This window comes from Haemophilus parahaemolyticus, assembly GCF_018373095.1.
GTDB lineage: Bacteria > Pseudomonadota > Gammaproteobacteria > Enterobacterales > Pasteurellaceae > Haemophilus_A > Haemophilus_A parahaemolyticus_A.
The window spans coordinates 1-19,850 of the sequence record NZ_JAHAHT010000027.1; the positions used below are offsets into that span (position 1 = coordinate 1).

22 protein-coding genes are annotated in these 19,850 nt (G+C 40.1%); 19 read left to right on the top strand and 3 right to left on the bottom strand.

Going from position 1 to position 19,850, the window contains the following annotated elements; genetic code table 11:
• Window positions 1–78 precede the first annotated feature (78 nt).
• Window positions 79–501, top strand: a complete 423-nt coding sequence (locus KH943_RS04465; RefSeq protein WP_304108231.1) for a malate:quinone oxidoreductase — start codon at window positions 79–81, stop codon at window positions 499–501.
• A 77-nt stretch (window positions 502–578) separates the two neighbouring features.
• Here the strand turns inward: KH943_RS04465 and KH943_RS04470 are convergent, their stop codons facing one another.
• Complete coding sequence (locus tag KH943_RS04470; RefSeq protein ID WP_304108180.1) at window positions 579–1,829, bottom strand: O-antigen ligase family protein; 1,251 nt, start codon at window positions 1,827–1,829, stop codon at window positions 579–581.
• Window positions 1,830–2,092: 263 nt separating this feature from the next.
• Between KH943_RS04470 and rpsU the strand changes: the two genes are divergently transcribed.
• From rpsU to KH943_RS04490, 4 genes are all read left to right on the top strand, one after another.
• A complete protein-coding gene (rpsU, locus tag KH943_RS04475) occupies window positions 2,093–2,308 on the top strand; it encodes a 30S ribosomal protein S21 (RefSeq protein ID WP_005598703.1) in 216 nt (71 codons plus the stop codon).
• Window positions 2,309–2,409: 101 nt separating this feature from the next.
• Entirely contained in the window at window positions 2,410–4,152 is a 1,743-nt protein-coding gene (dnaG, locus tag KH943_RS04480; RefSeq protein ID WP_304108193.1) for a DNA primase, read from the top strand.
• 352 nt (window positions 4,153–4,504) lie between these two features.
• The gene (locus tag KH943_RS04485; protein WP_304108196.1) at window positions 4,505–6,139 is read left to right on the top strand and encodes an ABC transporter substrate-binding protein; all 1,635 of its coding nucleotides are present in this window, start codon (window positions 4,505–4,507) and stop codon (window positions 6,137–6,139) included.
• 102 nt (window positions 6,140–6,241) lie between these two features.
• Window positions 6,242–7,036 (top strand): peptide ABC transporter ATP-binding protein, encoded by a 795-nt coding sequence (locus KH943_RS04490; protein WP_304108198.1) that lies wholly within the window; start codon window positions 6,242–6,244, stop codon window positions 7,034–7,036.
• 82 nt (window positions 7,037–7,118) lie between these two features.
• Here KH943_RS04490 and KH943_RS04495 read toward each other — a convergent pair whose 3' ends face one another.
• Window positions 7,119–8,105 carry an amidohydrolase family protein gene (locus KH943_RS04495; RefSeq protein ID WP_005821970.1) on the bottom strand — a complete coding sequence of 329 codons (987 nt, stop codon included), beginning with the start codon at window positions 8,103–8,105 and terminating at the stop codon, window positions 7,119–7,121.
• 416 nt (window positions 8,106–8,521) lie between these two features.
• Between KH943_RS04495 and thiB the strand changes: the two genes are divergently transcribed.
• The 5 genes from thiB to prlC all read left to right on the top strand — a co-directional run bounded on the left by thiB (window position 8,522) and on the right by prlC (window position 14,349).
• The gene (thiB, locus tag KH943_RS04500; RefSeq protein ID WP_304108201.1) at window positions 8,522–9,517 is read left to right on the top strand and encodes a thiamine ABC transporter substrate binding subunit; all 996 of its coding nucleotides are present in this window, start codon (window positions 8,522–8,524) and stop codon (window positions 9,515–9,517) included.
• Window positions 9,518–9,737: 220 nt separating this feature from the next.
• A complete protein-coding gene (gene dksA, locus KH943_RS04505; RefSeq protein ID WP_304108203.1) occupies window positions 9,738–10,184 on the top strand; it encodes an RNA polymerase-binding protein DksA in 447 nt (148 codons plus the stop codon).
• Window positions 10,185–10,247: 63 nt separating this feature from the next.
• Complete coding sequence (pcnB, locus tag KH943_RS04510; protein WP_438359819.1) at window positions 10,248–11,786, top strand: polynucleotide adenylyltransferase PcnB; 1,539 nt, start codon at window positions 10,248–10,250, stop codon at window positions 11,784–11,786.
• Window positions 11,786–12,259 (top strand): 2-amino-4-hydroxy-6-hydroxymethyldihydropteridine diphosphokinase, encoded by a 474-nt coding sequence (gene folK, locus KH943_RS04515; protein ID WP_304108205.1) that lies wholly within the window; start codon window positions 11,786–11,788, stop codon window positions 12,257–12,259. The genes pcnB and folK overlap by 1 nt, the downstream gene beginning before the upstream one ends.
• A gap of 59 nt (window positions 12,260–12,318) precedes the next feature.
• Entirely contained in the window at window positions 12,319–14,349 is a 2,031-nt protein-coding gene (gene prlC, locus KH943_RS04520; protein WP_304108206.1) for an oligopeptidase A, read from the top strand.
• A 153-nt stretch (window positions 14,350–14,502) separates the two neighbouring features.
• Here prlC and KH943_RS04525 read toward each other — a convergent pair whose 3' ends face one another.
• The gene (locus tag KH943_RS04525; RefSeq protein WP_304108208.1) at window positions 14,503–14,994 is read right to left on the bottom strand and encodes a hemerythrin domain-containing protein; all 492 of its coding nucleotides are present in this window, start codon (window positions 14,992–14,994) and stop codon (window positions 14,503–14,505) included.
• A gap of 164 nt (window positions 14,995–15,158) precedes the next feature.
• Here KH943_RS04525 and KH943_RS04530 point away from each other — a divergent pair, with 164 nt between their 5' ends.
• The 9 genes from KH943_RS04530 to KH943_RS04570 all read left to right on the top strand — a co-directional run bounded on the left by KH943_RS04530 (window position 15,159) and on the right by KH943_RS04570 (window position 19,758).
• Window positions 15,159–15,497, top strand: a complete 339-nt coding sequence (locus KH943_RS04530) for a P-II family nitrogen regulator (protein ID WP_304108210.1) — start codon at window positions 15,159–15,161, stop codon at window positions 15,495–15,497.
• A gap of 3 nt (window positions 15,498–15,500) precedes the next feature.
• Complete coding sequence (gene lspA, locus KH943_RS04535) at window positions 15,501–16,064, top strand: signal peptidase II (RefSeq protein ID WP_304108212.1); 564 nt, start codon at window positions 15,501–15,503, stop codon at window positions 16,062–16,064.
• Window positions 16,065–17,009: a 4-hydroxy-3-methylbut-2-enyl diphosphate reductase gene (ispH, locus tag KH943_RS04540; protein WP_304108214.1), complete on the top strand. Its 945-nt coding sequence runs from the start codon at window positions 16,065–16,067 to the stop codon at window positions 17,007–17,009.
• 18 nt (window positions 17,010–17,027) lie between these two features.
• Window positions 17,028–17,276, top strand: a complete 249-nt coding sequence (locus KH943_RS04545) for a succinate dehydrogenase assembly factor 2 (RefSeq protein WP_304108216.1) — start codon at window positions 17,028–17,030, stop codon at window positions 17,274–17,276.
• A 22-nt stretch (window positions 17,277–17,298) separates the two neighbouring features.
• The gene (locus tag KH943_RS04550) at window positions 17,299–17,868 is read left to right on the top strand and encodes a DUF805 domain-containing protein (RefSeq protein ID WP_304108218.1); all 570 of its coding nucleotides are present in this window, start codon (window positions 17,299–17,301) and stop codon (window positions 17,866–17,868) included.
• 122 nt (window positions 17,869–17,990) lie between these two features.
• A complete protein-coding gene (gene pth / locus KH943_RS04555; protein ID WP_304108220.1) occupies window positions 17,991–18,575 on the top strand; it encodes an aminoacyl-tRNA hydrolase in 585 nt (194 codons plus the stop codon).
• 146 nt (window positions 18,576–18,721) lie between these two features.
• A complete protein-coding gene (locus tag KH943_RS04560) occupies window positions 18,722–18,943 on the top strand; it encodes a PIN domain-containing protein (RefSeq protein WP_304108222.1) in 222 nt (73 codons plus the stop codon).
• A gap of 173 nt (window positions 18,944–19,116) precedes the next feature.
• Window positions 19,117–19,377: a hypothetical protein gene (locus KH943_RS04565; protein ID WP_005707074.1), complete on the top strand. Its 261-nt coding sequence runs from the start codon at window positions 19,117–19,119 to the stop codon at window positions 19,375–19,377.
• Window positions 19,378–19,413: 36 nt separating this feature from the next.
• Window positions 19,414–19,758, top strand: a complete 345-nt coding sequence (locus KH943_RS04570) for a hypothetical protein (protein ID WP_304108229.1) — start codon at window positions 19,414–19,416, stop codon at window positions 19,756–19,758.
• Window positions 19,759–19,850: the final 92 nt, after the last annotated feature.

Below are 19,850 nucleotides of genomic sequence, written 5' to 3' on the forward strand. Positions count from 1 at the left end.
GGTCATAGACAGTCAGCTGCCCCATCTTTTCCAGTTCTTCCCAGGAAATATCTCCCGGATTTAAAGTATACCCGTCTAATACAACAATCTTCATTTTTATACTATCTGATTAAGCAAGCTTTGCTAAGCAAGGAACAACGAATGGCAGACTTGCGAGAGTTCTATCCAGAGGCGAAAAGCGAAGATTGGGATGTGATTATCGCGGGGCAACGCGTGCAGATCATCAAGGATTTACCTAACGAACGCGGTTCACTCTGTTTTGGTACAGAAGTGATTACTTCTGAAGATAAAAGCGTGGCGGCATTGCTTGGGGCATCGCCAGGTGCGTCCACTTCCGTTGATGCAATGTTAAGTGTGTTCTCAAAATGCTTTGTGGAAAAACAACCTGAGTTACAAGCGAAGTTGAAACAGCTTGTCCCTTCTTATGGCGAAAAACTACGAGATAATCCAGCACTCATTCACGAAATCAAAACCAAGGCAGCTAAGTGGTTGGGCGTATAATCCCTCTGAATTAACAGAATATATCAGCAATTATAGAAAAAAGTAATAATCCGCACATTAAACGTGCGGATTATTATTTATGCATTTTGCTTTCTTATCAAACTATAAAACACAGTGCAAATAAAGAAATAAAATATTGAACCTGAATTATGTGCCAAGAATGATTGGCTAGTAAAATAAAAGAGGTGCGATAAAACGTGAATAATACCTAAAATTGCGATACATTTTATTTCTAAATTCTGTTCTTTTAAGCTACGAATGAAATAAAATAATGGAATTAAAGTAACCAATATTAAGCCAATAAAACCAATGAAACCTCGTTTTACCCAAGATTCTAAGTATTGATTATGTAAACTATTAAATTGCAATGTCGTTTTTTCCATTTGCTTAGTATTAATTTGCTGATATTTAAATAACTCATATCCTTTGCTACCATGACCAAATAAAGGTGCTTGTTTAATCGCAATCAATGCATTTGCCCACATATCAAAGCGAGCACCTAATGAGGTCAATTTATTATTATTTTCTATATATTGTGAAATATCATATTTAGCATCATTATAACGCTGCTCAATGCCAAATTTAGGATTAGAGATTAGGGTTGTGATTCCAATAGCAATAACCGCAATCAATGAGAAAATTAATTTTTTGCTAATGTATTGGCGATAAAGAAACAAAATCGTTAGTAAAACAATGGGCAACCCCACCCAACCACCGCGTGCACCAGATAACGCACTAGTGCTCATTGCTAACATCACACCAATAAAACTAAATAATGCAGATTTATATTCTTTCTTCACCGTAAAATAAATAGCAATCACAAGGCTATATATTGCAAGTGAAATCGCAATATTGCCAGCTTGAATATGCATAATCTCAGGAAATGGCTTATCATAGCCTAGCTGAAACTTCTGAAATAACGCAACCAAGCCAGTAATCATTGCACCTACTGGAACCGAATATAAAATCGTTTTTATTTTAATAGGGAATTGGCTAAATAAAAGTAACAATGGAATAAATAATAAAATCCGGCTTGGATTATCTATTTCTCTAAAGCTGTCTTTGTTGATAATAATAGAAAGCATAAAAGTAATGAAATAGAATAAAAAAGCAAAAATAAGCCATTTATCTACTTTTGCTAATTGCCATTTTTGTTTAAATTTAAAGAAATATACAAGAGCATAAATCACACTAATGCCACCTAATACCATTGGTACATAGCTATAACCTTTTTTGAGCACTAAAACAGTGACAAAAAATAAAGCAACAAGTAAATTAAGCATCAGAGTAAAGTGTTTAGTCTGAATAAAGTTTGAACGAATCAACATAAAAATTCCTTAAATGAAAAATCAAACGCATTTTACCCGAAATCAAAATGCAAAAGTAGAATGTTTTTGCACCGCTTGATGAAATCAATGTTTAACGAGAACTAACTTAGTGCAAATTTTGTATAACAGATAACCTACAAAGAACCTAAATCATCTCTTTACTTCCTTGCTAACCTGCGTTAAAATTGGATACCTTTTTTAGTTCTATGCCGCCAAAAATGTGTGCGGTTTAATTTAATCATATTTTTCTGAGGTGATGGCATATGCCAGTAATTAAAGTTCGTGAAAATGAATCATTTGACGTTGCATTACGTCGTTTCAAACGCTCTTGCGAAAAAGCAGGTTTATTAGCAGAAGTTCGTGCTCGTGAATTCTACGAAAAACCAACAACAATTCGTAAACGTGAGAAAGCGTCTTTAGCAAAACGTCACGCTAAACGTAATGCTCGTGAAAACGCACGTAACACTCGTTTATACTAATTCATTCGCTTTTTAAGCACTGAATCTTTACTGAAACCGTGAAACCGCAAGGAATCACGGTTTTAGTTTATTTATTCCACTCTTTTAGCAATGGAGGACCAATGAAAGGCACTATTCCACGTTCGTTTATTGATGATCTCATTGCTCGCACTGATATTGTCGATCTAATCAATCAACGTGTTAAGCTCAAAAAAGCAGGGCGAGATTATCAAGCCTGTTGCCCATTTCATCACGAAAAAACACCTTCTTTTTCCGTCAGCCAATCCAAACAGTTCTATCACTGCTTCGGCTGTGGGGCACACGGCAATGTGATTAGCTTTTTGATGGAGTATGACAAGCTCGAATTTCCTGAAGCAATTGAAGAACTGGCTGCAATGCAAGGGCTAGAAGTCCCTCGAGAGAATGTACGTCAATCAGGCAACTTTCGCCCTATTAGTTATAAAACGAAACGCGATCTTTACGGTTTACTTGAAGAAATTACTCGCTTCTATCAACACAATTTACAACACGATATTCCAAGCCAAAGTTACTTGCAAGGTCGTGGCTTATCGTCCGAAATTGTCGCTAAATTTGAACTTGGCTTTGCACCAAATAGCTATGATGCTGTGCTCAAACGCTTTGGTGTGAATCCTGAGGAAACCCAAAAATTACGCGACACAGGGATGGTTTCTGAAAATGAAAGCGGTCGAATTTATGATAAGTTTCGCAATCGCGTGATGTTTCCAATTCGGGATAAACGTGGTCGCGTGATTGCCTTTGGCGGGCGTGTAATGGGTGATGAACGCCCGAAATACCTCAACTCACCCGAATCTGCCACTTACCACAAAGGTAACGAACTTTACGGCTTATACCAAGCTCTACAAGCTAATGAAAATCCTGAATATTTGTTTGTGGTGGAAGGCTATATGGACGTGGTGGCACTCGCTCAATTTGGTGTATTGAATGCGGTTGCCTCACTCGGCACGGCAACTACAGGTGAACAAATCCAACAGATGTTCCGTGTAACAGAGCAGATTGTCTGTTGCTACGATGGTGACCGTGCAGGGCGTGATGCAGCTTGGCGTGCTTTTGAAAATGCCTTACCATATTTGTATGATGGTCGTCAGCTCAAATTTATCTTTTTGCCAGATGGCGAAGACCCCGATACTTTCGTACGAAGCCAAGGCAAAGAGGGTTTTGAACAATATTTGGCGGAACATTCCAAATCATTGAGCGATTTTCTGTTTGATAGCCTACTGATGCAAGTTGATTTATCTAGCCCAGAAGGAAAATCTAAACTTGCCTCGCTTGCCATTCCGCTTATTAATCGCATTCCAGGCGAAATGTTGCGGGTTTACCTTCGCAATATCTTAGGGCAAAAATTAGGCATTTTAGACCCCGCTCAGCTCGAAGCAATGTTGCCAAATCGCCAGCAAAAAGAGGTCTCTAAACCACAAGCAAACCAAATCAAACGCACCCCAATGCGCTTGTTGATTGCTTTATTATTGCAAAATCCAGAGTTGGCAAAACACGTGCCAGACCTCACACCGCTAAGCGAATTGAACGAACCTGGCTTTGCCTTATTCTGTGAATTAGCCCAAGTTTGCCAAGCTAATATCGGCATTTCAATGGGGGCTTTGCTAGAACATTGGCGAGATAGCGAACAATTCCGCACGCTTGAATTGCTAGCGAGTTGGGATCATATGGTCGCCTCAGAAAACCTAGAAAAAGAGTTTATCGAAACCCTCGGTTTTCTCTACGATAAATTGGTCGAAAAACGAGTAGAGATGTTGATCGCCAAAGAGCGAACTTCAGGTTTAAGTACGGAAGAAAAACAAGAGTTGGTTTTGTTAATTTCTCAGTAGGAACTTCTATATAAATGGCTAATACTATGAGTTACGGTTGCAATGTTCTCACGCCCCGCCAATCGCCATAATCAGCTTATCCACATTTTACGGATCAATTTTTTGTTTTCCCATAAGAGAAACATTTTGTTTGATATAAAAAATAAACTATGCAGATTATTCGCTTTTGTGGTTTGAAGTGGACGGGAACGTTCCTAGAAGAATGAAAAAATGTGAAAAATATGAAGAAGATAACAAAATTCTTTAGCTCTTTTATACTTTTTCGTTATAAAAACGATCAAATCATTCTTTACTCATCTTAAAATTACAGGTACTCTCTCTTCAATTTTCACTCATCTGTTTTGAGGTCTTTATGAAATTTACCAAATTAACCGCCATTTCCACCGCTTTAGTAGCCGCCTTTGCACTTGCGGCTTGTGATGATAAAAACGAAAATAAAACCACCGCGAAGCCTGCTGCAGAAAAAACATTTGTGAACTGCGTGAGCCGTTCGCCACAATATTTCAGCCCGGCATTAGCGATAGATGGCATCTCTTACAATGCTAGCTCACAACAAGTTTACAATCGCTTAGTTGAATTTAAACGCGGTTCAACCGAAATCGAGCCTGCTTTAGCAGAAAGTTGGGAGATTTCAGAAGATAGCTTAACTTATACTTTCCATTTACGTAAAGGCGTGAAATTCCACTCAAATAAAGAATTTACGCCAAGTCGTGATTTTACTGCTGATGATGTGGTTTTCTCGTTTAACCGTCAGTTAGATCCGAATCATCCATACCACAATGTGTCGAAAGCGACTTATCCATACTTCAAAGCGATGAAATTCCCAACGCTTTTAAAAGCAGTTGAAAAAGTAGACGACAACACGGTGAAATTTACGCTGAATAAGCCAGATGCAACCTTCCTTTCAAGCTTAGGAATGGATTTTACCTCCATCTATTCAGCTGAATACGCGGATGCAATGTTGAAAGCTGGCAAACCTGAAACTGTAGATACCACGCCAATCGGCACAGGTCCGTTTGCCTTTACAGGTTATGTATTAGATCAAGCAAGCCGCTATGTCGCATTTAAAGATTATTGGAATGGCAAAGCAGATTTCGACCGCTTGATCTTTGAAATCGTGCCAGATGCGACCACGCGTTATGCGAAATTGCAAGCAGGACAGTGCGATTTAATGGATTTCCCGAATGCGACCGACATCGAAAAAATGAAAACCGATCCGAAAGTGAATCTGCTTTCTAACCCTGGTTTAAATATTGCTTACGTGGCATTTAACACGGAAAAAGCCCCGTTTGATAATGTAAAAGTGCGTCAAGCCTTGAACCTTGCAGTCGATAAAAAAGCGATTATTGATGTGGTTTATCAAGGTGCGGGCGTGGCTGCGAAAAGTCCACTACCACCGACAATTTGGGGCTATAACGCAAGTTTGCCAGAGTCTGAGCAAAATATCGAAAAAGCGAAACAACTTTTAGCTGAAGCGGGTTATCCGAATGGTTTTGAAACCGAACTTTGGGTACAGCCAGTGGTGCGTGCATCTAACCCGAATCCACGCCGTATGTCAGAAATTATTCAAGCGGACTGGGAAAAAATTGGTGTAAAAGCGAAATTAGTGACTTATGAATGGGGCGACTACATCAAACGTACCAAAGCAGGCGAAGTAACTGCGGGAACTTACGGCTGGTCTGGTGATAATGGCGATCCTGATAACTTCTTATCGCCGTTATTTGGTTCATCAAACATCGGCAATAGCAACTACGCACGTTTTAATAGCCCAGAGTTAGATGCTTTATTAGATAAAGCGATTGGTTTATCGGACAAAGGCGAACGTACCAAACTTTACGAACAAGCACAGGTACTTTTAAATGAGCAAGCACCGTGGATTAATGTGGCTCATTCGATTAACTTTGCCCCAACTAGCAAACGTGTGCAAGATTACAAACAAAGTCCATTTGGTTACACTTATCTCTATGGAACCAAATTGGTTGACTAATTTCTAAAAATAATCCATATCATAAAATAGGATGCTTGCTATCATAAATAATTGATTTTATTATTGATAGCAAGCATTTATATTTCAACTATTGGATCTCTTATGGCTCTTTTAGACATCCAGCACCTAAGCAAACACTTTATTGAACGTACTAGCCTTTTTCATAAACACAATTTCTATGCTGTAAAAAATGTCTCTTTTACACTTAATCGACGTGAAACTCTGGCTATTATTGGTGAAAATGGCTCTGGGAAATCTACATTAGCCAAAATGATTATTGGGCAAATGAAGCCAACTTCTGGGCAAATTTTATTTAGAAATAAACCGCTTGAATTTGGCGACTATAGCTTTAGAGCCAAGCACATTCGAATGGTCTTTCAAGATCCTAACGATGCTTTTGATCCTAACCATAATATTGGACAAATTTTAGATACGCCACTTAGAACAGCAACTCAACTCTCTGAAGAAGCTCGTAACGAACGCATCTTTCAAACATTAAAACTAGTTGGACTTTATAAAGATCACGTACTTACTCCTATCTCACTAGCTTCTAACAGTCAAAAACAGCGTGTCGCTCTTGCAAGAGCCCTAATTTTGGAACCTGAAATTTTAATTATTGATGACACATCCAGCTCTCTTGATTTTTCAGTGAAAACACAGATGATTAATCTGATGCTTGAATTGCAACAACGACTTGCTCTCTCATTTATCTATATTGGACAACATCTTGGCTTAATTAAACATATTAGCGACAAATTATTAGTTATACACCAAGGCGAGGTTCTAGAATATGGAACAACTAAAGAGATTCTTCTAAATCCCGAACATACAATTACAGAACGGCTAATTGAAAGTCATTTTGGGAAAAAATTAACCCCAGAAGCTTGGGCTGAATAATGAGAATTTTGTAGCGTCTTTAAACTTACCTAAATATAGATATGGGTTTGCATTATCGCAAACCCATTTTTTGAATGGACGATTAAAGTAACCCCAACACCTTACGTCCGTTAATTGAGGCGATATTCGACATCTCTTCAAGGTTGGTAAAGCGGCAGCCTGCAGAAAGGAGACTTAATTCTTGCCACATATCGCCCTCACAGAGCGGTACCATATAGTCACAGATGTTATCTGTACCAATTGCCACGGTAATGCCTTCAGGGATTAGCTCGTCGGCTGGGGTTAAAGCGTTGTGGAACGGTTGTAAGTCTTCTTTACGACCGCTATCAATCCACGCCATTGGGCAAGCAATGACCATCATTTGACTATCACGCATTTTTTGATAGAGCATTTTGCGATATTCTTTAGGATGTGCACCGATAGAAATCCCGTGAATTGCCACTACACGACCTTGCATACCGTGTTCAATCGCTTTATCGCAAAGTTGTTCGGTCTCTTTCTCTTTTGGTGTGTTGAATTGATCCACGTGTACGTGCAGCATTTTGCCGAGTGATTTGGCTTTATCCATCAAAATATCCATCGCTTCTAAACCTTTGCCATAATCCAACTCATCACGATAAGGTAAACCACCAATCATATCCACCATTTCTGAGCCAATATCAAACCATTTTTTTGCGGTTGGCTCAATGACACCTTTTAACGTTTGGTTAGCGAATTTCAAAATGATATCGCTTTTATATACTTCGCGTGCTTTGTGAGCGGCAATAATCGCACGATCTTCACATACGCCATCAATATCTACGAAAGTACCGAATGCGGTTACCCCTTGAGAAATCATCAGCTCAATGGCTTGCGAGAAACGGCGGTAATAGTCGTCTACGGTGGATTGACGTTTTACTTCATCCACTAAGTCCCATTTTTGCTGTAGATTAGCATTTTGGTAGATGGTAATTTTTTCTGGGGTCATGGTGAATGCACGGTCAGCGTGAGCGTGTGCATTTACCCAGCCACCTTTTTTAATGATTTCATCACGAATATGACCTTTCAATGTGCGAATTAATTGGCTCATGTTTGCTATCCTTTATGTAAATTTTGGGCGAAAAAAAATCGCTTGTGAAAAAGCGATTCGATCAAATTAAGGAAAAATGAATAAAAAAACAGCTACGCCTCGAAGAACGATGCGTAGCTGAACAAACAATGTATAAGGAGTTAATATATGAAGATTCATTTCTAGTTTCTACGTTTAAAACTAGGAGTGTAGTATAGCAATGTTGTTAGTAAAAAGCAAACGATTGCAAGCGGTTGAATTTCTCTTTTTTTTTGCATAGAATTCGTGCTGTTCTCATCGGAGTGCAAGGATTAACAATCTATGCTGAGAGGTGTAAGCCAATCCGTAGAACCTGAACTGAATAATTTCAGCGTAGGGATTTGAGACGAGTGATCGACTTAAATCCTTTGATTTAAAATTTAAACAAAGGAAACATTATGAAAACTGTATCTTTGACTTTATCTGTCATTGGTTTAGCCGTTGCTACTTCTGCTTTTGCTACTGAAAAACCTGTACTCAATGTTTACACTTATGATTCGTTCGCTTCAAAATATGGCCCTGCTTCGCAATTAGAAGCCAATTTTGAAAAAGTGTGTCACTGCGATCTGCGTTTTTTACCATTTGATAATGGTGTAACAATGTTGAATCGTGTTCGTTTAGAAGGTAAAAAAACCAAAGCTGATGTTGTGGTTGGCATCGATAATTTTACTCAAGCTGAAGCAGAAAAAAGCGGGTTGTTTGCTGCAAATGAATTAACCCTACAAGATACTGCATTACCGATCACTTGGCAAAGCCACATTTTTTACCCATACGATTACAGCGAATATGCATTCATTTATAATAAAGAGAAATTAACAAATCCGCCGAAATCGTTAAAAGAGCTCTTTGAGCGTCAAGATTTACGCATTATTTACCAAGACCCGCGCACTAGCACGGTAGGGCGTGGATTACTTGTATGGGCAAATCAAGTGCTTGCTTCAGAAGGCGAGATGAGCAAATGGTGGGAAAGCTTAGCAAAACACACAGTAACTGTTGGTAAAGGCTGGTCTGAAACTTATGGTGCCTATTTAAAAGGCGAAGCAGATATGGTATTGAGTTACACTACTTCACCGCTTTATCATCAATGGTATGAAAATGATAATAAAAATGTAGCAGCAATTTTTGAAGAAGGACATTTGATGCAAGTCGAGCTTGCTGCCATTTTAAAAAGCAGCCAACAAAAACCGCTTGCTCAGCAATTCTTACGTTTCTTACACGAGCCTGAATCGCAAAAAATTATTGCGAAATCGAATATCATGAAGCCTGTTGTGGCAGGTGAGATTGATCCGCTTTTAACGTCTTTGCCGAAAATTAAAGTATTGGAAACACTACAGCCTAATGCAGATTTAGTTCGTCAGTGGTTGGCAAATTGGCAAAAAGCGGTTAGTAAGTAATACACATTCCCCCTTTCCCCTTATGGGAGAGGGCAATTTTACCTTAAGTAGAGAGAACTAATAAAAACAGAAAGGAATGCTGTTTTTTTGCAAAAAGATTTGCCAAACGTATTAACTTCTGTTATCTATAGCGTCCTTAAAAATCCCTATACTTTTTTCTACCCCTTTTTTGCTCCTTTTAAGGTAGGACTAGGGGTAACTTAACTAACAGGAGTGTAATATGGCAGTGGGCAATACCACGTCTTTAGGTTTATTATCTCTCGCAGGGGTAAAACCTTACGAACTGAAAAAGAATGAAGAATATATGAATGATGCTCAAAAAGAGCACTTCACTAAAATTCTGAAAGCGTGGCATTCTCAAATCATGGATGAAGCCGCTCGCACGAAAAACCAAATGCAGGAAGATGTGACTAACTTCGCAGACCCTGCAGACCGTGCAACTCAGGAAGAAGAGTTCAATTTAGAATTACGCAACCGTGATCGTGAGCGTAAATTATTAAAAAAAATTGAACAAACTTTACATAAAATTTCTGATGATGATTACGGCTATTGTGAAACTTGTGGCATAGAAATTGGCTTAAAACGCCTTGAAGCTCGCCCAACTGCAGATTTATGTATTGACTGTAAAACCCTTGCTGAAATCCGTGAAAAACAACTTGGTTTATAAGATAAACAACGGAGAATGGTCGCATTCTCCGTTATTACTTTTAGCCTAATTTAAACGAGGTGAATTATTTTTAATTACATTAAATCATTTTTTTCTCGTCCTAAAAAAGCAAAAAAATCAGCAGAAGAAGTCATTATTTATGCAGAGAAAAAAATTGATAATCGCCCAACGCGTTCTGCTGTTGAGCTAAAACGAATAGAACGAGCGACATTCAAAGGTAAAAAAGCCCAAGATGGCGTACCCTCCCATATTTTGCATAAAAAACATACCACCCACGCAGGGCAATATGGTATTAGCCCGAAAGATTTCCCGAAAAATGCGTTAGCTATTGTTGAAAAATTACACCGTGCAGGCCATGAGGCCTACATTGTAGGCGGTTGCGTTCGCGATTTATTGCTCGGTAAAAAACCAAAAGATTTTGATATTTCAACCAATGCTTGCCCTGAAGAGGTGCAGAAAATTTTTGGGCGTCAATGTCGCTTAGTGGGACGCCGTTTCCGCTTAGCACATATTATGTATGGTCGCGAAATTTTTGAAGTTGCCACTTTCCGTGCGGGTCATGAAAATTACACTAACGATAAAATCTCTAAAGTCAGTGATGAAGGAATGCTGTTGCGAGATAACGTTTACGGCACGTTGTTTGAAGATGCTGGGCGTCGAGATTTCTCCGTCAATGCGTTCTATTACGATCCTCGCCACAATTTAATTTACGATTTCTTCAACGGGATTGAAGATCTGCGTGCAGGTAAATTGCGTTTATTAGGTGATCCAACACAACGTTATCAAGAAGATCCTGTGCGAATGTTACGTGCAATTCGCTTTATGGCGAAATTGGATATGTTCTTGGACAAAGAGACCGAAGCACCACTTAAAACCCTTGCACCGTTGTTAGGCAACATTCCTGCCGCACGTCTCTTTGATGAGTCGTTAAAACTCTTGCAATCGGGAGCGGGTTTTAAAACGTACGAATTGTTGCGTGAGTATCATTTATTTGAGCAACTTTTCCCTGTGCTCACGCCGTTTTTCACTGAGCATCAAGACTCAAATGCGGAGCGAATGATCAAGCGAGCCTTGATGTCTACCGATGACCGCATTCGCGATAAATTACCGGTGAACCCTGCATTTTTATTTGCAGCGTTATTCTGGTATCCGCTGCGTGAAAAAATTGATGAGTTGAAAAACGAAGGCGGTTTGAATACGCACGATTCAATGATGCTTGCTGCAAATGAAATTTTAGACGAAAGCTGCAAAGCCGTGGCATTGCATCGCCGTCACACGGGCATTATCCGCGAGATTTGGGCGTTACAATTCCAAATGACTAAACGCACAGCTAAGCGTGCCCTACAAACCTTGGAAGTACAAAAATTCCGTGCAGGTTTTGATTTACTCGTGATGCGTGCCGAAACCGAAGGTGGCGATCTGGTCGAACTCTCTGCTTGGTGGCACGAGTTCCAATTCAGTAACGATAAACAACGTGATGAAATGTTGCAAGCGGTGAAAAAACTGCCAAATTTTGCTAACGAAGAGATCAAGAAAAAACGCCGCCGCAAAACATTTCGTCGTAAAAAACCTGCGAATAAAAAAGCGGAGGTAAATGCCTAATGAAAACCGTTTATGTTGCCTTAGGTTCAAACCTCAATGATCCGCTTAATCAGATAAAACAAGCGGTGCAATCGTTACAAGCATTTGCAATTAACTTTGAAGTCAGCCCATTTTACGGCTCAAAACCTGTTGGCCCGCAAGATCAGCCTGATTATGTAAATGCGGTCGCAAAATTCGAGACAAATCTGACCGCTCTTGAATTATTAGACAAGCTACAACATATAGAGAATTCGCAAGGGCGTGTGAGACTTCGTCGCTGGGGCGAACGCACGCTAGATTTAGATCTCATTTTATATAGTGATGAACAGATCCAAAATGAGCGTTTAACCGTGCCACATATTGAAATGCAAAACCGCGAATTTGTGATCGTGCCGATGTATGATCTTTCACCAGATTTGGTGCTCCCAAGCGGTCAGAAATTGGCAGAAATTTACCAACGGTTTAAAGATCATCAGATGGTAGTTTTTGAATAATAAAAAATGTTTGCTCTCTCCGTTCGCGGAGGGAGGGAAGTTAAATATAAGGAATAACCATGTCAAATCCATTACTCAACTACACAGGCTTGCCGCCATTCTCGCAAATTAAACCTGAACATATCCAACCTGCGGTAGAAGCTGTGATTAAAGAATGCCGTGAAACTATTGAACGCGTTTCACAAATCGACAATCCAACCTGGGAAAATTTCTATCTGCCACAAGTGATGGCGGGTGATAAATTTAACCGTGCGTGGTCACCCATCGGGCATTTAAATGGCGTGAAGAACTCGCCTGAATTACGCGAAGCCTATCAAGCCTGCTTGCCGTTATTATCCGATTACAGCACTTGGGCAGGGCAACACCAAGGTTTGTATCAAAGTTATGTGAAGCTCAAAAAGTCTCCAGAATTTGCGACCTATTCTGTGGCACAGAAAAAAGCAGTCGAAAATAGCCTGCGTGATTTTGAGCTTTCTGGCATTTCATTGCCAGCCGACAAACAAAAACGCTACGGCGAAGTTTCTGCACGCTTATCAGAGCTCGGCTCACAATTTAGTAATAACGTGTTAGATGCAACAATGGGTTGGGATATTGTTGTGACAGACGAGGCACAGCTTAAAGGTTTGCCAGAATCAGCATTAGAAGCGGCAAAATTATCTGCCCAAAGCAAAGGTAAAGAGGGCTATCGTTTCACCCTTGAATTCCCAAGCTATTACCCTGTGTTAGTCTATTGTGAAAACCGCGAATTGCGCGAAATGCTCTACAAAGAGTACGCCACCCGTGCTTCCGATCAAGGTTCAAATGCAGGCAAATGGGACAACTCAGCGAACATTGAGGAGAAATTAAAACTTCGTCTTGAAATGGCACAATTGCTTGGTTTTGAAACCTATGCTCATCTTTCATTAGCGACCAAAATGGCGGAAAACCCGCAACAAGTGGTCAATTTCTTGGAAGATCTTGCAAAACGTTCAAAAGAGCAAGGCAAAAACGAAATTTGCGAATTGAAAAAATTTGTTAGAGAAAACTACGGTGTGGAAACCCTAGAACCTTGGGATATTGCTTTCTATAGTGAGAAACAAAAACAAGCGTTGTATGCTATCAACGACGAAGAACTTCGTCCGTATTTCCCAGAAGATCGCGTACTTTCAGGCTTATTTGAGCTTATGAAACGCATTTTTGGCTTACGTATTGAAGAGAAATTTGGCATTGACACCTGGCACGAAGATGTGCGTTTCTTCCAAATTTATGACGAAAAAGGCGAAGAGCGCGGCTCGTTCTACTTAGACTTATACGCTCGTGAAAATAAACGTGGCGGGGCGTGGATGGATGACTGTATCAATCAAAAACGCTTAGCAGATGGTTCATTACAAAAGCCCGTGGCGTATTTAACCTGTAACTTCAACAAGCCAATCGGCGACAAACCTGCGTTGTTCACCCACGATGAAGTGACTACGCTCTTCCATGAATTCGGACACGGTATTCACCATATGCTGACCCAAATTGATGTAGGCGACGTGGCGGGCATCAACGGTGTGCCGTGGGATGCGGTGGAATTGCCAAGCCAATTCTTAGAAAATTGGTGCTGGGAAGAAGAAGCCTTACAGTTTATTTCAGGGCATTATGAAACGGGCGAACCGTTGCCGAAAGAGAAACTCACGCAGTTACTGAAAGCGAAAAATTTCCAAGCAGCAATGTTTGTTCTGCGTCAGTTAGAATTCGGTTTATTCGACTTCCGCTTACACTTAGCTCAGCCGCGTGAAGGCTTGGTGTTAGAGACCTTACAAGCGGTCAAAAAAGATGTCGCTGTTGTAAAAACACCTGAATGGGTGCGTACCCCGCACAGCTTTAGCCATATTTTCGCAGGCGGTTATGCAGCAGGTTATTACAGCTACTTATGGGCAGAAGTGTTGTCGGCAGATGCATTCTCAAAATTTGAAGAAGAAGGCATTTTCAACCGCCAAACAGGGCAAGCCTTCTTAGATTGCATCTTAACCCGTGGCGGTTCCGAAGAGCCAATGGTGTTATTCGAACGTTTCCGTGGACGTAAACCAACCCTTGATGCACTGTTAAGACACAAAGGGATTGCGTAGAATAGACAGAACGAAAGCTATTATTTAGGCAGGGATACTTTTTATCCTATACCAAATAATAGCTTATTCTTAAAACTATCCATTCCAGCAAATTATAGATTATCTCATATGCTAGTTTCGCTTGTCTTCGCAACAAGGGAAGATAAAGGAAATTTAAGCCGCATCTCCTCGCAATGCTTTGACAAATAACACTTCATTTTCCAATTCGGTGTGGTTAGTTAAATCGGTTGAGAAAGTTCTTAAGCCGTTGTATAGATTTTGCCAGCTAGTGCAAGCACCTTCTGGAGGGGTAAATTCGTGCGTGAGAGCAATAATCTCAGCCAAGTCGTTATGTGCTTCTGCGTGTTCGGCTTCCATCACTGAAATTGGTGCTGCTGCCATTGCTCCACGACCTGATTGAATAAGCGGGAACAACACTTGTTCTTCTTTCATCATATGCATACTCAAATCGTCATACACCTTACGAAGTACTTCCGCCAAGCCTTTCGGACAAGCGGGGTGATCTGCGTGGCGATTTTCTACTTTTTCTGCTAATTCGATTAATAGAGGAAGTTCTGAGCGGTGTTTTTGGTGGAAATTGGGCAGAATGTAATCAATGATTTCGCCTAAAGGACGGGTGTTAAAAGCAGTAATTTCAAAAGACATAGGTAATCCTCTCATTATAAAATAATAACCAACTAAATTAGTCGGAATTTTACCCCTGTCATCAAGGAATACTATAATCAGAAGTAGGTAGCGAAATGATTTATATCAAAGATCCGCCAAAATTTTGCTACAATACGCCCATTTATAACCGAAAAGGGCAAAAGATGAAAAAAATTGAGGCGATTATTAAGCCGTTTAAATTGGATGATGTGCGCGAAGCCTTGACTGATGCAGGTATTACAGGGATGACAGTTACCGAAGTGAAAGGTTTTGGCAGACAAAAAGGGCATACTGAACTTTATCGTGGTGCAGAATATGCGATTGATTTCTTGCCAAAAGTAAAAGTGGAAGTGATTGTACTTGATGAACAAGTCGATGGATGCATTGAGGCGATTATGGATGTAGCTCAAACGGGCAAAATTGGCGACGGTAAAATTTTTGTCTATGAGGTGGAACGTGCAATCCGCATTCGTACGGGTGAAGAGAATGAAGAGGCACTATAAAGGATGAAGCATAAAACAGGATTAGTTTGGCTATGGCTGAGCTTGGCGGTGATTGTGGGTGATTTGTGGTCGAAATATGTGGTGGTAACCCATTTCCGTTTTTATGAAAGCGTGAACGTATTGCCGATTTTTAATCTGACTTACGCTCGCAACTACGGGGCAGCATTTAGCTTTTTAGCGGATCATGATGGTTGGCAAACGTACTTTTTCTTAAGCTTAGCGGTTGTAATTTCCGCGGCTTTAACCGTGATGCTCTATCGTAATAAAGAGATACAAGCGGTTAAAAAATGGGAAAATGTTGCGTATTCGTTGATTATTGGTGGGGCGCTAGGCAATGCGATTGATCGTGCTGTGGATAAGTGTAGCTTGCTTGGTTTTACGCCTGATGAACCTTACAACCGCTTAAATGTTTGCCAAGGCTATGTAGTTGATTTTTTTGATTTTTATTGGAATTGGGATGGCTACCATTTTGCAACTTTCAACGTGGCAGATATTGCGATTTCGATCGGCGCGGGCTTGTTGGTGCTAGCCGCATTTTTTGAAAACAAGAAGAAAAAGAGTGATTAAATGAAGATTTTATTAGCCAACCCACGAGGGTTTTGTGCAGGTGTTGATCGTGCAATTTCGATTGTTGAACTTGCCCTTGAAATTCACGGAGCACCAATTTACGTGCGTCACGAAGTAGTACATAACCGCTTTGTGGTGGACGGTTTGAAAGCAAAAGGGGCAATTTTTGTGGAAGAGCTGGACGAAGTGCCTGATGACGCAATTGTGATTTTCTCTGCCCACGGCGTTTCTCAAGCAGTTCGCCAAGAAGCAAAACGCCGTGGATTGAAAGTGTTTGATGCCACTTGCCCGCTTGTTACCAAAGTGCATATGCAAGTAGCTCGTGCGAGCCGTAAAGGAACAAAAGCAATTTTAATCGGGCACGAAGGGCACCCTGAAGTGTTGGGCACAATGGGGCAGTATGATAACGAAGAGGGCGGAATTTATTTGGTGGAATCGGTCGAAGATATTGCTAACTTGCCTGTTTCCAACCAAGATGAACTCACTTTTATGACTCAAACCACGCTGTCGATTGATGACACCAGTGGGGTGATTGAAGCGTTGAAAGAGAAATATCCAGCCATTCAAGGCCCACGTAAAAATGATATTTGTTATGCGACAACCAATCGCCAGCAAGCGGTACGAGAGTTGGCAAAACAGTCGCAATTGGTACTCGTGATTGGTTCCAAAAATTCATCTAATTCCAACCGCTTGGCAGAACTTGCAAGCCGTATGGGTGTAAAATCGCAGCTAATTGATGGACCTGAAGATATCAATCCAGGTTGGTTAGAAGGCGTGCAAACCATCGGCATTACAGCAGGGGCATCAGCACCTGAGGTGTTGGTACAATCGGTGATTTCACACTTAAAAGATCTTGGCGCTGGTGAGGTTGAAACGCTTGAAGGCTTAGAAGAAAATATGTTCTTTGAAGTACCAAAAGAATTACGTATCAACGAAGTGCAGTAGATCGGAAGGAGTAAAATAATGGCAGAAATTAACCGCTTTAAACTGGAATGGGCGTGTCGTCGCGGGATGCGTGAATTAGATAAAATGATTATGCCGTTCTACCAAAATCATTTTGATAGCCTTACAGAAGCTGAACAACAAACCTTTGCAGAGATGTTGACTTATCCTGACCCAGAGCTTTTCCGCTGGGTAATGCATCAACTTCCAGCACCTACGCAGGCAATTATGGATGTGATTGAGTTGATGAGAAGTAAGATTGATAAATAACACCACATTTTCAGGAAAATATATGAACTGGTTTATCCAAGCACTCAAAAAAACATTTACCTATCGCGGGCGAGCACGTCGGGCAGAATTTGGTTGGTTTAACTTGATTTCATTTTTAATCAGCTTAGCTCTTATTATTGTTCCTGCAGTAGTATTCGATTTAGGTGGAAATCTTTTAGCGGCAACCTACCAATCTGAAGCAATCAGCATAATTACCAATGCAGGCACTTTGATTTTTGGACTTGCTTATTCTCTTTTTAGCTTGGTAACAACGCTCGCCCATTTTAGCCTTTCGGCTCGTCGCCTGCACGATTTAGGCTTCTCGGGCTGGTGGCAACTTGCAGTTTATTTAGGTTTGCCAATTATAGTATTCTTATCTTTTATCATTATAGATATCAATGAAGCAAATCCGAGCATCATTCCAGGTCTTATAGTGCCTCTCGCATTATTGATGTACGCTATCTATCTCGGTGTTTTGTTATTTATGGATGGACAACGTTTTACCAACAAATATGGCAAAGATCCAAAAGCAGAGCCCCAAACAGAGCCTGTTGAACAAACATCCATTAGTGTATTAGTGGATAAACCATAATTTCAAGCGGTAGAATTTGTAAAAGATTTTGTAGATCTCACCGCTTGCTTTTTACCTTGAGAAATCTACCCAAATTGCCTACAATATCGCCTTTTATTTAACAGCCAATAGAAGCCAAAATTATGTCGCAAATTAAATTGATTGTTGGACTTGCCAACCCAGGTGCAAAATATGAAGGCACTCGCCACAATGCGGGCGAATGGCTTGTGAATGAACTTGCCAGAATGTATAACGCTTCGCTCAAAGAGGAAGCAAAATACTTTGGCAAAGTAGCAAAAATCAATACTGCACAGGGCGAAGTTCGTTTGCTTGTACCCACTACTTTTATGAATTTAAGTGGAAAAGCCGTGGGTGCATTAACGAATTTTTATCGTATTAAACCTGAAGAAATTTTGGTTGCTCACGATGAGTTAGATCTTCCCCCTGGTGTAGCGAAAATCAAACAAGGCGGTGGACACGGCGGTCATAATGGCTTGAAAGATATTATTGCAAGCCTCGGCAACAGCAATAATTTCTACCGTGTACGCATCGGAATTGGTCACCCAGGTCATAAAGATTTGGTGGCGGGTTATGTGCTTGGTAAACCTGCTCCACAAGACCAAGAAAAAATAAACTCTGCCGTAGATGAAGCAAGTCGCTGTGTGGAAGTACTATTTAAAGACGGCATTATGAAGGCGACTAACCGATTGAATGGGTTTAGGGCGTAATTATTTAATCAATTAACCAAAATTGCAGAACCGACACCAAATCCGACCGCTTTGGCTGAAATGAACAAATAACAAGCGGTCAAAAAACTTCAGAAAGTTCCAATTCCTTTCTTAACTTTTAAACTCACTAAAATTAAGGAAGAAGTATGAAGTATGCTTTTATAGATTATGAAAATCTAAATAATTTGGATGGATTAAATTTAGCTGAATATAAACGTATATTCTTATTTACAGGTTCAACAACTAAATCAATTAATTTATCCGAATCCTTCACGGATGAAATTAGCATCACTCTAATTACCGTGAAAGCGATAGCCAAGAATAATGTGGATTTTCACATTGCGTATTACCTTGTCAAGTTGGGTTAAAAATTACAAACGCAAAAGTAAGTTATCTATAGTGAAGAAATTGTCTCTACATTGCTGAGACAATTAAGTTGAACACACGGCTATTTCCAAAAGCCGATGAAACCATTACGCAAGAGCTAACTTTATTGAAGTGAAAAGTGCGGTGAAATTTAACCGCACTTTAGGAGAGAAAAATGAGCAAACCCATTCTTTTTTATGCAGAAACATGCCCAGATACCGCGCCATTTGTCGCTGAGTTGGATCGCTTAGGCGTGGATTACGATGAAGTAGAAATTATGACTTCATTGCCTAATCTCAAACAATTTATTCGTTTACGCGATAGCAATGCAGAATTTGATAACTCGAAAGCAAATGGCTATTTAGGCATTCCTGCGTTGTTATTACCAAATGGCGATGTTGTTTTAGATGAATCCAAATTAAAAGAGATTTTCTAAAGTGATAAAAAAACGTTAGCTCTTGCAACTTCAGCGATGATTTTGACCGCTTGTAGCAATGCGCAACCACAAGCTGAAATGCCAATTGTGGGCGGTCAAACAGATGCTCACGGTTGCTTACCAAGTGCGAGACAGTCTTATTCTTATTTGAAAAAAGCCTGTGTACAAGTGTTTAATGTGGCGGATATTAAGCTAGACGATCCTGCGAATAAAACCCAAGCGGTTTATGGCATTCTTTCAGAAGATAAACAACAGATTGAAGTGTTTTCGTCTGATTTGCCAGAAAATACGGTTCTAGATGTGGTAAAAGGCGGATATGTCTCAAAAGATGGCAAAGTGCGTTTAATGAAAACCAAGAAAAGTTGGAAAATTCATAAGTAATGAAGAAAGTCAGTTTTTTGCAATTTTTATTTAGAATTGGTGATGACTATTTAATGTTTTTGCGAAATTTAACACCCGCTGTGTTGTTTTTA